Below are 13,494 nucleotides of genomic sequence, written 5' to 3'. Positions count from 1 at the left end.
CTTCAGTTACAAAGATGTTTCATCTCTTAGTATACGTTTATTTTATTAACTGCAGGGTATTTTCTAATATGCGTTAAAATCACACACTAGGAGGACAACATTATGGATCGTAAAAAAATGATGATGAGTTCCCTCGCCTTAGGAGCTGCATATTTATTGAGAAATAAAAATTCAAGACAGCAAGTAATGACCCAGCTCCAATCCATGGGACTTCCAAAAAAGAAATAAAAAATGATCCCCCTCGAAATAGGGGGATCATTTTTTTGATTCATTAAAAGATTTCACGTTGTTAAGCCAGGTTAGAATGATTCGGAAGAAAGAATCATTAAAGTCATTTTACTAACCCTAGAAAACAAAGCCAGCAAATTTGCTGGCTACTCTTTGGATGATGACTGGCGGTTAATAATATATTCAAGACCGGCATGAGCTGAATTAAACGTAGGAATTGAATTTTCGAGCTGGATAATTGATTGTGCAAGCTCTGGTGTAATTCCGACAATGATGCATTCAGTGCCAATCAGCTTTAAACAATCAATTAATTTTTGTATTTGACCTCTAATGTGTAAATCAAAATTATACAATCCACTAAGATCAATTAAGACAAACTGAATTCCATTAGCAGCACATTCTTTCAAGACGGAAGAAATAAGCCTGTCTGCCCGGTCGGTATCAAATTCTCCAATTAGCGGCAGTGCAATGGTTTTCTTCCAGACTCTTAATATCGGTATAGATAATGCTTGAATCAAGCGTTCCTTTTTTTGCTCTTCCTCTGCCTTAGTGGTTACATCCATTAACATTACAACATAACCTTCAATGGAGAAATCTTTATTTTTTATAACGGATATAACGATGTCAGCAACAAATTTATCCTTAATGGTAATACGTGTACGATGTCCATCTTTAAGTGTGTCCATAATTCTATTCTGATGCTCGGGTTTTCTGTGGAAATGGTTCATGTTTAGACCGATTAAGTCGTTTGCATCAGTTAAACCGTATAAAGGGGCAATTATTGATAATAATTCTACGGCTTTAGAATTCATCCAGCACACATTATAATTTTTATCAGCAATTATTACAGTTTCCCCAATACTGTCAATAGCGTTACTCAAACTTATTGTATCAGGAAGTTGACCAATTGCAGCCATAAGATTTCACCTATCTCTGAATAAAGTATGTTCATTATAGCATACATGATTTGAACTTTTGAAATACAAGCCTCTTCTCCAGAAAGGTCGTATATTTATTCTTTCCATTAATCCATATTTATGTAATTTAGTTTTTTATTCAATAACATCCTGTTGTTCAGTAATTTAAATAAAACAATCATAAGTAGGTATTAGTCCCTAACCATTTTCCCTATTGCTGAATACATTATTTTAGGAAGTGGAAAGGGGGTTAAATCATGACATTCTGGTTAAATAACGGGCGCAGACGTAATAATGAAGAAAACAATTTTAATGGATTTGGTTATGATGGTAATGGGGGTTCTAACAGCCGTTCTAACTCCGATTCAGATGTGGATTTTGAAGTGGATAACGATTTAGACAATAAATCTGACGTTGATACAGATGTAGATAATGATGTGGATACAAGAAATGATAATGATAATGACAACGATAACGATAATGAACTAAAAAACCACAACCGCAGCAATTCAGATGCAAATTCCCGTGTTTCTAACAGTGGCAACGCTAGAGTCGACTTCTGTATTGATATTAATGTAGATTCTGATTCTAGATCTAGAGTACGCTCCCGGGCGGATGCAGATTCTGATTCTGAGCAAGATCAGGAACAGAATCAAAACCAAGATGATTAAACATGTAATATCCTTGCGAGATAGGGACTGCCTTATCTCGCTTTATTTTATGGATGATGTAAACACATATATTTAACTGTTTCAGAAGCGTGGATTTTGCTCTGCCAGCTTGCATTTCTTGGTGAAGGTGGAAATGAGCAAAGAGCTTTTGGGCACGATTCAACTTATAACTTATTTACATAGTTATGTAAACAAACAGCCTTAAAAACGCTCGTTTTTCATCATTTTAGGGAATGTAAAGACAAAAGTGGTTCCAGCTCCGACCACACTATCGACTTGAATCGTACCATTCATTGCTTTTACTATGCCAAATACGACCATCATGCCAAGACCGGTACCTTTAGCCCCCTTAGTGGAATAATAAGGCTCCCCTAACTTTTGCAGCTGTTCCTTTGACATACCTACTCCGGTATCTGACACTTGAATGGTGATATCATATTCACTGAATTGAGTGCTGATAGAAAGCTGGCCTCCATTCGGCATAGACTCTATCGCATTTTTTATTACATTCAAGAAACATTGCTGAAATTTTTGCCGATCGCCTCTAATGGTGCCTACTAATGCAAAGTTTGTAGTAATTTGTACAGAATATTGGTTAGCCGTAGGCCTAAGAATATTTATTACCTGAGTCAGTTCTTTTTTTACATTAAGTTCTTCAAGGTATTCTAAAGCCGGCTTGGAGAATGTGAGGTAATCCTGTATGACCCGTTCAGCAGATTGAAGTTCTTCTCCTACGATATTCAGGTATTCTGCACGTTTGTTCATAGGAAGAGAAGGTTCCTTCAAAAGCTGGACGAAACCAATAGCTGCTGTAAGGGGATTTCTAATTTCATGTGAGATCGCTGCGCCCATCTGCTCTACCGCCTCAAGCTTTTCAGTTTTCACCAGCTGCTGATACATAAGGATATTCCGTCTGATAAATTCAATAAAAAACGCACATATTCCAATACCAAGCGGAGGTATAACCAAATACCCAAACCACGCATCTAACCGATTAGCAGGAGGACTCATGACTTCCATGCAAATGACAGTAAGCGCACTAATCACTATTGCTAGAGATACGGAAGATGAAATCCGCTTCCTGGGGCTTATTTTCTTGAACCATGGGTGCAGGCGCCACATGATAACTCCAAGCGTTCCATATAGCGCTATGTTGACAAAAAAACCGGTGTCAATCCCGTAGAATCCTCTCATCAGGATGCAGACACCAGAAATTAATGGCCCTATCCCAAGGTAGAGTCCAGCAATCACAATGGGAATCTCTCTCAAATCAAAAAGCAAGGCCTCTCCAGATGAGAATGATACAGCAAAACATATCCACAAAGAAAAAACAAAGAAAAATATCGAAGTATATCTAGAAAAGGTTAAGTTGCTTCTTTTTTCAAACCAAACAAGCGAAAAAAAAGCAATCACCATTAGCAACGAAAGATTAAACAATAAATGTTTTGTTATATCCACTTCATCCACCGTCCAAAAGGGATAATTATATAGGCTGCAGCACTCTCCGGCTGTTCGATGTTTATTTACCATTATGTATATATTATTATAAGACAAAAGATTACAAATTTCTTATTCTTCTATTCTACTATAAGTATTTAACTTTTTTCAAAACATTATGACAATTATTTAATTTTTATTAAAAATTTTCCTTTTTCTCTGCTTACAATATTACATTTTATTTTTGCTATTATAGAGAATCGGCGTGCTTAAAATCGATAAAACCCTTCTACTGAATCCGGATATTATCAAGAAGCCATCTGCTGAATATAATTGTGAACGTTAATCATTCAAATAAAATAAGCTGTAGTAATACAGCTCATCTTAGTAAGGGTTACTATACTTTTGAAAATCCTTCTTCTTCCAAATAAGATCTTGCTTCATTATAAGAGGGAAATGTACCATCTAGATTCATGCCAGCATAAACATTCCACATATCATCTTCATTCACTAAGATGAGAGATTGATTTTCTTTGTTCATCCAGCGTTCCTCTTGTGAATCGGAATCCCCATATGTCTCGTTTTCCGGTTCCTCAGATAGAGACTCGATGGATTTTTCTAAAATCGCTCTCAGCTCATCTTCGGAAAAATCTCTAATGTTCACCATTCCTTTTTGATCGGTCTCGTATCCATTAAGGTATTCGCCATACACATACCCGTTGCCGTTTGGATGTAAATGATACACCACGTTTTTCTTGTCACTAAGACTCTCTTCATAATGGAAATTGACGCGTTTAAGTGATACATCCTTACGAACTAATTCAGGAAAGGATTCAATGATTGCAAGTTTTTGTTCAAATGTTAACATGCTGCCTCCAGGTAAACTATTTTTGTATAACTTCTATTATAGCATGAACATTGTTATTTTAAGCTATGTAAAACTGGGGAATAAATCTTCAGTCACTTAACAGCCTGTCCCTAAGCAAGAAATTTTCAAATTGCTGATTTACCTATAAACAATGTTCATACTTCTTGACAAAGAAACCTTCCGGCTTAGACCATTCTGCATAGTATATATCTTTAATCTGATGAATACCCTCACGATTCAGGCTTTCCGTAAGCCACTCCATGTTTTTTCCAACTTCCTTTAAATTTCCCTCATGCACCTTTCCATCGTTCACTAATAGCACCGAGGGTTCTTCAATTACAGGCATATCAGGGAATTTCAGAACACTAATTTCTCCGCTGTTTTCTAAAAACACATAATTAACTTCTTTTAGTGAAAAAACCCCTTTTTGCCTCAGCATACCCCTTAGCTCCTCAAGCTCCAGGTTGGCTCTTTCAAGCTCGCTGATACTGACTTTCCCGCCTTTAATAAGAACCTGGCTCGTGCCTTTTAAGGGGGCTCTAAGCACATCAAACTTCTGTGTGAGCTTTTCAACCGTGTAAATTAATATACCCCACACAGCTATTGAAAATAGCATTTGGGGAATTGTATGATCCATATGATAAATCGTTTCTTCGACTGTTCCCCCAAGGATTAAAGCATAGACAAAATCAAAAGGTGTTACTTGTGACATACGTTTTTTTCCCAATAATCTTGTTACTAATACTAGAGCTGCCAGTCCTATAAACAGCTTTAAAACAATCGTTGGATAAATCATCAAAGAAAAGACCTCCTGCATGATTAAGCATTCCTTTTTATTCCCTATTTAATGAATTTAAAAACGCATGCTCATATAACAATCTTTTAATTAACCACGATCTTACTCTATGCTTTGATAAAGTCAGTCCTCGCCTCAATATTATGAATACGGATATCTGCTACTTCTTCCCCGACTAGGATTGGATCACTTACATGATCTGTTGCTACATTTTTTATATATACGGAGTCTGCCCGCTGTTCACCGCCAAACACTTTAATGTACTTTCCTGCCTTTTTAAATTCTCTCATTTCAATAGAATGTAAAATTACGTTTCTGGCTCTATATTGTACAGTAATGACCGGCTCACCGAAGTAGTCATAATCTGGATCTCCAATTAAAGTGAAACGGTTCACTGCCACATTCTTATAGCCTGATATGACCATTCCACGCGGTTTAGACCCTGCATATAATTCCGAATATACCGGAGCTATGGACACTAGATTTGTAGCTTTTATATTATAGGCTGTAAGAGATTCAGGATCTTCCGCCTTATGATGTCCAATATGTCTAAAATTAAAAGAACGATTATCATTTATGGATAAATGTCCGATAATACAGACATTGGTTGCAGCAGAAGCATTGTGATGTGCTTTTATTTCTACTCCTCCAAAGCAGCGGGCTGTTGAATTATCGATCAGCCAGACATTTCTTGACCCATCATCTACTTCAATTCCATTTGAATTGGAAAAGCCCTTTTTATGTGCTTTGCCGCTTGGGTCACACATATGGCAATTACTAATCAGAATATCATCACTATGATGAGTAGTTATCCCGTCATCTCCAAAGCCAAAGCCTGTCAGCTGGTCCAGCCAAATATATCTGCTGCCGCCGCGGGAGCGGGTTCCATCTCCTAAGTAGGTGTATATAGTGGAAGAAATGTCAAAGCAATGAAGACCCGGGTTCATTCCCTCTGTGTTTCTGACCCAGCCATATGTAACATTAGCAAAAAGCAGGCAGCTGGAACGATTGTTGCCCGCACTCGTCCGAATTCCCGGCGGCAGGCGCTCTGCATTCCAATCCAGACTTACATTCTCTACGGCAATATTCCGGTTTCCTTTGAAATGGTTTTTATTGGTAACTACCCATTCGCTTCTGGCTGCCTCAGGATGAAGCTTCAGAACACTTTTTCCTTTCCCCAGGCCAGTTATGATAGTCCAGGAAGGCAGCTTAATTCCCCTTGTGACAAAAGTGCCTTCTGGAATAATGACCTTTACGTTCCCTTTTCCTATGGCCTTTTTAAATGCCTCTGTACAATCTGTTATTCCATCGCCTTTAGCTCCGTAATCAGTTACATATACTTCGTGTGTAATCTTACTATGCAGCTTTTGATATTCCAGGTCGAGTATGGTTTTCCATTTTGGGAAAACTCGTCCGCCGCTGTCCACTTGTGTAGAATCCCAATCTGTTTCCCGTATATGTGCAGCTTTGATCAAAAATAGTGACAGCAGTTTTTTTAGACCTTTCATAGGGGTATGTCTGGCAGGAGCGGGTTTATTTTTAAACCGATTGAAGAGCTCCTCTGTTTCTTCAACGGCCTGCTGCAGGTCTTGTACTCCGGTATAGTCTATAATAATATCCCTATTTCGGCCGGGATCATGCGTTTTATCCAAATACAAAGTCTGCCACCTCGATTCTTTTCTATATGGATTATTCCCGGTCTGATAGGTAATAACCAGCTTAAGCGGAAAATACACACTACCTGGATGAAAAAAAAGCGAAAATAATAAAACAATGATGAATAACATACAAAAAGACCAATAAAAAATCGGTCTTTCCTCAGCTTATTATGATAACCGGCTGCATAATGAATTATCCAATTTGATTTTCAAATAAAGAATTTCTATCACTAAGCTTTGTTATCCTTTTGTACATAATGATATTGATTACCACTATCACAATAGATATGGCCAGCAAAAATTCAGGCCCGATAAAAAACACTCCTGACAATTGTCCGACTAACATCCCAATAACAGGAAGCACGATGACCCCGCCTATATTCTGGGCCTCCTGAAAGGTTTTAACCTTTGAAGATATGATCACATTGATTAAGATTGTCATCATAGTAACCAGAGGAGATAAGCAAAGTATAAGAATGATCCAATTCGCTGAAGGAAAAATCCATTCATTAAATAAAAGATATCCTGCTGAATTTATAATGATTCCGCTTATTAAAAAACTGACCGCCGAAACAGCGAAAGAAGGTACAAATGAAGCTGTGATTTTACCAATAAAAAGCTCCTTCATGGAAATCGGAGAAAACAATAAGCTTTCCAACGTTCTGCGTTCCTTTTCTCCTACAAAACTATTAGCCCCTAATACAGATGCAGTAATGATCGGGACGAGCAGAAATAAAGCAGGAAGAAAGTAATTAATAGCTGTATAGAAAAATTGTTGATTGATTGTTTCTAAACCGGCTGTTTGCTCCACTTTTCCAAGCACAGAATGAATCAGCTTCAGCGATTCAGCATCCAGCATATTTTCTATATCAGCAAACAGGGCAGCTGCAGATAAGATACTAGGAATAGCAACACAGAAGATGACAGGAATGACTATTAAAGTGATAAATAAGCTTTTGCTCCTTTTAATGTCAATTATGTCCTTCTTAACCAGTGTCAAAATAACAGATTTATCCATTCCCACCCTCCCGGATATTGAAATAGATCGATTCCAGACTATTATTCTCGTGGACTACTGAATATACTGGATGACTTTTTAGAATTTCTTTTAATAAAACGGATATATCCTCTTTGCTCCGAAGTTTGATAGTTATGTATGAATCACTTTTTCTTAAACATTCAAAACCTAGAATGTTATGTAATGGTTCGATAGGGAAAGGAGTTTCAAGAGTAATTTCTAACTCTTTAATGTATTTTTCCTCCAATTCTTTAAGACGGCCTTGTTCTACTATGGTCCCACGATCCATAAACGCGAATGAAGTGCAAACCGTTTCTAATTGATGCAAAACGTGGGAACAAATCAAAATGGTGGTTCCGGTTTCTTTGTTGTATTTCTTTAAATAAGATAAAACAATTCGTATTCCTTCTGGGTCTAATCCATTCGTAGGCTCATCCAGAAATAAAATCTTCGGATTATGCAATAAAGCCTTTGCGAGTCCCAGCCGCTTTTTCATTCCTGTACTATAGGCCCCCACAAGTTTGGCTTGATGCTCCTCTAGATCAAATAAACGTAATAGCCTGCTGATCTGGTCTTTTGCTGCCCCTACTTTGTAAATACCTGCAAAGAACTCAAGATTTTCCTTTCCGCTCATTTGATGATAAAGTCCTGCACTTTCTGTAACAATTCCGGATATTTTCCTTACCTCGTCACCTTGAGCAGCCGGGTTAAATCCAGACACAGTAATAGTACCTGAATCAGAATGAATGACACCATTCAGCAGCCTGATAAAGGTTGTTTTCCCAGCACCATTCGGCCCTAGCAGCCCGATTATTTCTCCCTCATCGGCTTTGAAGTTAACATCTTTTAAAATCAGTTCATTACCATATCGTTTAGATAATTTTGACACATATATTAATGACATTTAGGTGCACCCTTTCCTGCTATTCTTCTCTTTCACCCCTTAAAAAACGCGCACAATATAATAGTCTTTTTTTACTATTATCTTCCAAAATGTAATATAAATGGTGAGACTCGTCAATTCTTGATTTTTGCCCCAATCACTTTTCCCTTTTCTCATAAAAAAAGACCGGCATAAAATGCCGGCCCGCTAAATACCATTATAGTTATACTTCTTTGTTAAATATATCTGTCAGAACAGGAACGATTTGTTTTTTGCGTGATACAACACCTTTTAATAGGGCGGTTCCATCTGTAAGACTGACATTATACGCTTTTTCTACTGCATTTGTTTTTTCACCTATTGCTAATGCAACAGAATCATTTGTTAAAATGTCTGTTACAACAAATAGGAATAAATCCAGCTTCTTTTCGTTAATTACAGAGGTGATCGCAGCTTCCAACTCAGCTTTACGCAACAATACTTCATCAGTGTCAACCGCGTTTACCTGGGCAATTTCTACCTTGCTGCTGCCCATTTCAAATTCCTTGGCATCTAGTGAAATGAGTTCCTGGATCGTTTTTCCGCTTAAATCTGCACCTGCTTTCAGCATATCTAAACCATAGCTGTCCGCATCTACTCCTGCTATTTCGGCTAATTCACGCGCAGCTGCAACATCTTCTTCTGTACAAGTTGGCGACTTAAATAGCAATGAGTCTGAAATGATAGCAGACAGCATAAGACCGGCTATTTCTTTTCTGATTTCCTTACCATGTTCTTTGTATAATTTATTTAAAATGGTAGCCGTGCAGCCTACCGGTTCTGCGCGATAATATAATGGATCACTTGTTTCAAAGTTTGCAATGCGGTGATGGTCAATTACTTCCAATACACGTACATCATTAATATCAGTTACACTTTGCTGGCGTTCATTATGATCAACTAAAATAACCGACTTTACTTCGTTTGCAGCCGTTTCGATCAGGCGTGGAACTTCGACGTTAAAATGGTCAAGGGCAAATTGAGTTTCCCCATTGATTTGTCCAAGGCGGACCGGTTCTGCATCCATACCAAGCTGTTTCTTTAGATCCGAGTAAGCAATGGCCGAACAAATAGTATCCGTATCAGGATTTTTATGACCGAAGATTAATACTTTTTCCATATTTTCATTACTCCTTGTATGTATAAAATGATTGACCTCTAAAGCTGGTACTTTTAATACACTACCTGTATAAAGTAATTCAATTGATCAGCCAGAGAGCCTAGGATTAAAGCTATTCCTAAATGCCTTATATAAAACTTGCTTGAATGACTTTACCCAATGTTTTTATTATATCTATTTCTATTCCTATCACAAAGCATTTTCCATTTTTTTTATGTATCCTAAATTTTTGAAAACCATTTTGTAACTTTTTTAACAAAACTGTAAAGTTTCACCCCCCTCCTCTCATAGGATAAACGGAAATAAAAAGTTAGGGGGGAAATTTTTGTTTAAAAAATGTTTTATCCTTTTTGTGCTCTTTTTTCTTGCAGTCTTTAGCTTTGGTGAAACCGCCAGTCTTGCTGCGGAAAGCAAGTTAATTATTATCAACAAAACTAATAACCAGCTTGCCTATTATAAAAGTGGAGTTTTAACAAAAGTGTTTCGTGTAGCGACGGGAAGACAGCCGTCGTACACACCTGAGGGCAAGTTTAAAATTGTGAACAAAATAGTAAACAGGCCTTATTATTCAGGACATATACCAGGCGGAGATCCCAGGAATCCTCTCGGAAACCGCTGGCTGGGGCTGAATGCGCGGCAGACTTGGGGAACTACCTATGCTATTCACGGAAACAATAATCCTAATTCCATAGGCACCTATGCGAGTGCCGGGTGCATCAGGATGTACGATCATGAAGTTGAGTGGCTGTTTGGCCAGGTCCCTGTTAACACTCCGGTTGTAATCACCTCATCTTCAAAGCCATTTAACAGCATTGCTGCTTCTTATGGATTTAAGGTGAATGGCACCGCAAAGCCCGCTCCTCCTATACCTGTCTCAAAAGTACTAAAAAAAGGAAGCAGCGGAGCTGAAGTTACAGCTCTGCAGAAAAAGTTAACAGCTTTAGGCTACAATACAAAAGGAATAGATGGAATCTTCGGTTCCAACACAGAAAAAGCTGTTATCGCTTTTCAGAAAAAAAAGGGCATTAAAGCAGATGGAATTGTCGGAACAGCTACTAAAAAAGCTCTAGGCTTGAAATAAGATAAAAACGGCATCTCAAACCGGATGCCGTTTTTTTATCAGCCAATAATAATTTTTTCCTTTGGATACTGATAATGGCCTGTCTTTTCCTGCCGCCCGATAATGAATAAGAAGGAAATGATACCGACTCTTCCTATAAACATCAAGATCATGACCACTATTTTTCCGGTAAAGCTCAGCTTTGCAGTAATTCCCAATGACAGCCCTACAGACCCGAAAGCGGAACATACCTCGAAGATAATTTCCGATATGGTTAGTGACTCTGTTATTGTCATTATAAAAATGGACAAAAAGCACATAGTCAACCCCATTGTCATTACCGCAACTGCTTTATAAATATCTTCTTCACATATTTCTCTCTTAAAGACCTTAATCGCCCTGTTACCTGTTGCAAAATTAATAACAAACAGAAACATAATGGCAAAGGTAGTGGTTCTAATCCCGCCGCCGACTGAACTTGGAGAGGCGCCTATAAACATTAAGAAGCTCAGCAGTAGTGTGGTTGGTTCCGAGAATTGGTTTACATCCATTGTAGTGAGCCCGCCGCTCCTTGTATTAGAAGAAATAAATAAAGAATAAAAGAAGGTTTCTGTCCAGGTTTTATCCGTAAAAAAACCATTTCTTTCAAGAAGGAAAATTAAAACAGTTCCCACCACAATCAGAGCACCAAAAGTAAATGACGTAATTTTTGTAAAAAGTGAGAAACGATATTTATACGGATAATGATTTCTCGAAAAGTATTCCTTGACCTCAATTAATACAGGGAATCCAATGGCACCCAGTGTAATTAAAATAATCGTAATGATTTGGATAAAGTAGTCTTTTGCATAGGGGATCATGGAACTTCCCGAAATATCAAAACCAGCATTAGTAGTAGCACTTACCGATAAAAATAAGCCGTGCAAAAAGGCCTCTTTCCAATCAGGAAAATAGTTCAAAAAGTAAAGACCAAGAATAATTGCTCCTGCAATTTCAATAAATAAAATGATCTGAACGATTTGTATCAGCAATTTAACCAGCCCTGAAAGCTTTGTTTGATTTTGGTCAGTCATAATAAGCTGCCGCTCTTTTAGTCCTATCTTCCTTCCTAGAATCAACCAGAAAAAAGTTCCCAAAGACATGATGCCTATGCCCCCAAACTGCAGAACAAACATCAATAAAAAAAGGCCTGTGGTACTAAATGTCTGACCGACATCAACAACAGAAAGACCTGTAACACTAACTGCGCTGACGGCCATAAATAGTATATCAATAAATTCCCATTCGACTCCGGGTTTCAACGACACCGGAAGGTTCAATAAAATAGTAGAAATAGTAACAGAAACCACATAATAAACAATAATTAATTGAGCGGGACTTAATTTGTTAAGCAATCTTGTCTTCATATTGCTGTCCTTTCAAAACGAGCTTTAGATAATAAACCATATACCCGGAATTTTAACATATATACAGAGTCAATGCTCGGTTAAGGACGCATGTTCATTCATGTAATATTTCGGGTATTTTCTGATTTATAGTAAAAAGCCACTGTTGTCAAAGTAACCTTTTATCTGTCATAAGCCAGATTACAGGCAGGTGTCAATTTATCACCATTTAAGGAAAATGCCGATAGAGATTGCTAGGGAGATTCGATCTTTCAAGATAAAGAGCTAAAAGGCTTCTGCTCTGGATGGCGTTTCATAACTTTAAACCTTCTAATTAATCCATCTCTTCTAATCTTTCGATTATTCTTCTTTTTCTATACAGCATCGATCCTGTTTCTGAAAGATCCCGGATCATGGAACGGTTGGAGATCGCTCCAAATATGAGTCCTGCTACAGGCACCATTTGAAATAGTTTTTTCCAGCCAAAAGAATCTCGGTATGTATAAACGACTTCCCGCCAGCCTTGAAGCTGTGACATCATTTCCCCTGAGGAATCCGATTGGCGGTTATATTCAGAAAGTCCGTTTAATATGGCTCGTTTGCCGACAATATCTGCTGAAGAAAACTGCAGGCATTTAACAATAAAAATTCTCTCGCTTTTTTCATCAGGGTCATAGCCGTATATAATAGCAATTTCTTGTAAAGTTTTTAATGATATCGCCAGGATGGCCGGAATATCGAGAGCAAGTGTAAACATTCCTCCAATTCCTGTGGTTGCCCCCTGAAAGGCCGCTAATTTTTTTCGCTGGCCGATCAGCTCAGCAGTCACTTCGTCCAGCGGCTTGATTGGTATACTGCGAATATCGGAAAGCTTCTCCACATTTTGTCCAGTATGATCCTGAATTCTGCTGAATAACCTTTCCTTGCTGATTAAATACCTGCCGCCGGATTGAATGTACCCTCCGATTTCGTCAAGAAGATTCCCCATTTTTTTATGGATAAAAGAGGGAGTAATTTTGTCCAGAATTTTAAATGGAAGGCGTCCGATCCGGTCCCAAAACCACACGCCGCTCTGATCATCTTCCCATTTTTTAATCATTTCAAGCTCTCGCAGTAATTGTTCTTTAGATTCCACTTTTTTCACCTTCATTCCTGCTAGTGTTTGTGCTTATTCTACACTTTTTCTGCTGCTATTTACACCTTTCTCCAATCCACCAGCTGCTTTGTCTTGATAAGAGCCAGTGCTGTGGTTTTTTTAACTCAACGAAGCAAACTAAAACCTTCTATCTATTGACAGAAGGTTTGGTTTCATATTATTAGGCTGTTTTCGTAAATTTTGTTGCTATCATCCAAACAAATTGAATTGTTGATTGCAGCGAAAGGATGCTCGCTTTCCGCGGGGCGGGCGGTAAGC

13 protein-coding genes are annotated in these 13,494 nt (G+C 38.0%); 3 read left to right on the top strand and 10 right to left on the bottom strand.

The genetic code is table 11. The annotated features are described in order from the left end of the window. Positions 1-102: 102 nt before the first annotated feature. A complete protein-coding gene (locus tag JOC77_RS21495; protein WP_275585040.1) occupies positions 103-228 on the top strand; it encodes a hypothetical protein in 126 nt (41 codons plus the stop codon). A 146-nt stretch (positions 229-374) separates the two neighbouring features. Here the strand turns inward: JOC77_RS21495 and JOC77_RS02525 are convergent, their stop codons facing one another. Further along, the gene (locus tag JOC77_RS02525) at positions 375-1,145 is read right to left on the bottom strand and encodes an STAS domain-containing protein (RefSeq protein WP_204538119.1); all 771 of its coding nucleotides are present in this window, start codon (positions 1,143-1,145) and stop codon (positions 375-377) included. Positions 1,146-1,402: 257 nt separating this feature from the next. Between JOC77_RS02525 and JOC77_RS02520 the strand changes: the two genes are divergently transcribed. Next, positions 1,403-1,816 carry a hypothetical protein gene (locus JOC77_RS02520; RefSeq protein ID WP_204538116.1) on the top strand — a complete coding sequence of 138 codons (414 nt, stop codon included), beginning with the start codon at positions 1,403-1,405 and terminating at the stop codon, positions 1,814-1,816. Positions 1,817-2,017: 201 nt separating this feature from the next. Here the strand turns inward: JOC77_RS02520 and JOC77_RS02515 are convergent, their stop codons facing one another. From JOC77_RS02515 to JOC77_RS02485, 7 genes are all read right to left on the bottom strand, one after another. Beyond that, positions 2,018-3,097 (bottom strand): sensor histidine kinase, encoded by a 1,080-nt coding sequence (locus JOC77_RS02515; protein ID WP_239558556.1) that lies wholly within the window; start codon positions 3,095-3,097, stop codon positions 2,018-2,020. Positions 3,098-3,650: 553 nt separating this feature from the next. Next, positions 3,651-4,121, bottom strand: coding sequence for a hypothetical protein (locus JOC77_RS02510; protein WP_204538110.1), 471 nt, complete (start codon positions 4,119-4,121; stop codon positions 3,651-3,653). Between the two features lie 142 nt (positions 4,122-4,263). After that, the gene (locus JOC77_RS02505) at positions 4,264-4,917 is read right to left on the bottom strand and encodes a YetF domain-containing protein (RefSeq protein WP_204539141.1); all 654 of its coding nucleotides are present in this window, start codon (positions 4,915-4,917) and stop codon (positions 4,264-4,266) included. A 107-nt stretch (positions 4,918-5,024) separates the two neighbouring features. Next, positions 5,025-6,575: a glycoside hydrolase family 55 protein gene (locus tag JOC77_RS02500; protein WP_239558555.1), complete on the bottom strand. Its 1,551-nt coding sequence runs from the start codon at positions 6,573-6,575 to the stop codon at positions 5,025-5,027. Between the two features lie 193 nt (positions 6,576-6,768). Beyond that, entirely contained in the window at positions 6,769-7,593 is an 825-nt protein-coding gene (locus tag JOC77_RS02495; RefSeq protein WP_204538104.1) for an ABC transporter permease, read from the bottom strand. Next, entirely contained in the window at positions 7,586-8,497 is a 912-nt protein-coding gene (locus JOC77_RS02490) for an ABC transporter ATP-binding protein (protein WP_204538100.1), read from the bottom strand. The genes JOC77_RS02495 and JOC77_RS02490 overlap by 8 nt, the downstream gene beginning before the upstream one ends. A gap of 202 nt (positions 8,498-8,699) precedes the next feature. Further along, the gene (locus JOC77_RS02485; protein WP_204538097.1) at positions 8,700-9,635 is read right to left on the bottom strand and encodes a manganese-dependent inorganic pyrophosphatase; all 936 of its coding nucleotides are present in this window, start codon (positions 9,633-9,635) and stop codon (positions 8,700-8,702) included. Between the two features lie 325 nt (positions 9,636-9,960). Between JOC77_RS02485 and JOC77_RS02480 the strand changes: the two genes are divergently transcribed. After that, on the top strand, positions 9,961-10,716 hold the full coding sequence (locus tag JOC77_RS02480; protein ID WP_204538094.1) for a L,D-transpeptidase family protein: 756 nt from the start codon (positions 9,961-9,963) through the stop codon (positions 10,714-10,716). A gap of 38 nt (positions 10,717-10,754) precedes the next feature. Here JOC77_RS02480 and JOC77_RS02475 read toward each other — a convergent pair whose 3' ends face one another. Next, positions 10,755-12,101 carry a TrkH family potassium uptake protein gene (locus tag JOC77_RS02475; protein ID WP_204538092.1) on the bottom strand — a complete coding sequence of 449 codons (1,347 nt, stop codon included), beginning with the start codon at positions 12,099-12,101 and terminating at the stop codon, positions 10,755-10,757. Between the two features lie 313 nt (positions 12,102-12,414). Then, complete coding sequence (locus tag JOC77_RS02470) at positions 12,415-13,215, bottom strand: EcsC family protein (protein ID WP_338047175.1); 801 nt, start codon at positions 13,213-13,215, stop codon at positions 12,415-12,417. Between the last annotated feature and the right edge of the window lie 279 nt (positions 13,216-13,494).

Origin of the sequence: Peribacillus deserti (genome assembly GCF_016909175.1) — a bacterium.
GTDB classification, from domain to species: Bacteria; Bacillota; Bacilli; order Bacillales; family DSM-1321; genus Paraperibacillus; species Paraperibacillus deserti.
Note: the sequence above shows the minus strand (reverse complement) of the source record. Positions and strands in the feature narration are given on the sequence as shown.

Coding starts and splice junctions, on each gene's coding strand:
- JOC77_RS21495 (WP_275585040.1), top strand. CDS start 103: ATGGATCGTAAAAAAATGATGATGAGTTCCCTCGCCTTAGGAGCTGCA.
- JOC77_RS02525 (WP_204538119.1), bottom strand. CDS start 1,145: ATGGCTGCAATTGGTCAACTTCCTGATACAATAAGTTTGAGTAACGCT.
- JOC77_RS02520 (WP_204538116.1), top strand. CDS start 1,403: ATGACATTCTGGTTAAATAACGGGCGCAGACGTAATAATGAAGAAAAC.
- JOC77_RS02510 (WP_204538110.1), bottom strand. CDS start 4,121: ATGTTAACATTTGAACAAAAACTTGCAATCATTGAATCCTTTCCTGAA.
- JOC77_RS02505 (WP_204539141.1), bottom strand. CDS start 4,917: ATGATTTATCCAACGATTGTTTTAAAGCTGTTTATAGGACTGGCAGCT.
- JOC77_RS02495 (WP_204538104.1), bottom strand. CDS start 7,593: ATGGATAAATCTGTTATTTTGACACTGGTTAAGAAGGACATAATTGAC.
- JOC77_RS02490 (WP_204538100.1), bottom strand. CDS start 8,497: ATGTCATTAATATATGTGTCAAAATTATCTAAACGATATGGTAATGAA.
- JOC77_RS02485 (WP_204538097.1), bottom strand. CDS start 9,635: ATGGAAAAAGTATTAATCTTCGGTCATAAAAATCCTGATACGGATACT.
- JOC77_RS02475 (WP_204538092.1), bottom strand. CDS start 12,101: ATGAAGACAAGATTGCTTAACAAATTAAGTCCCGCTCAATTAATTATT.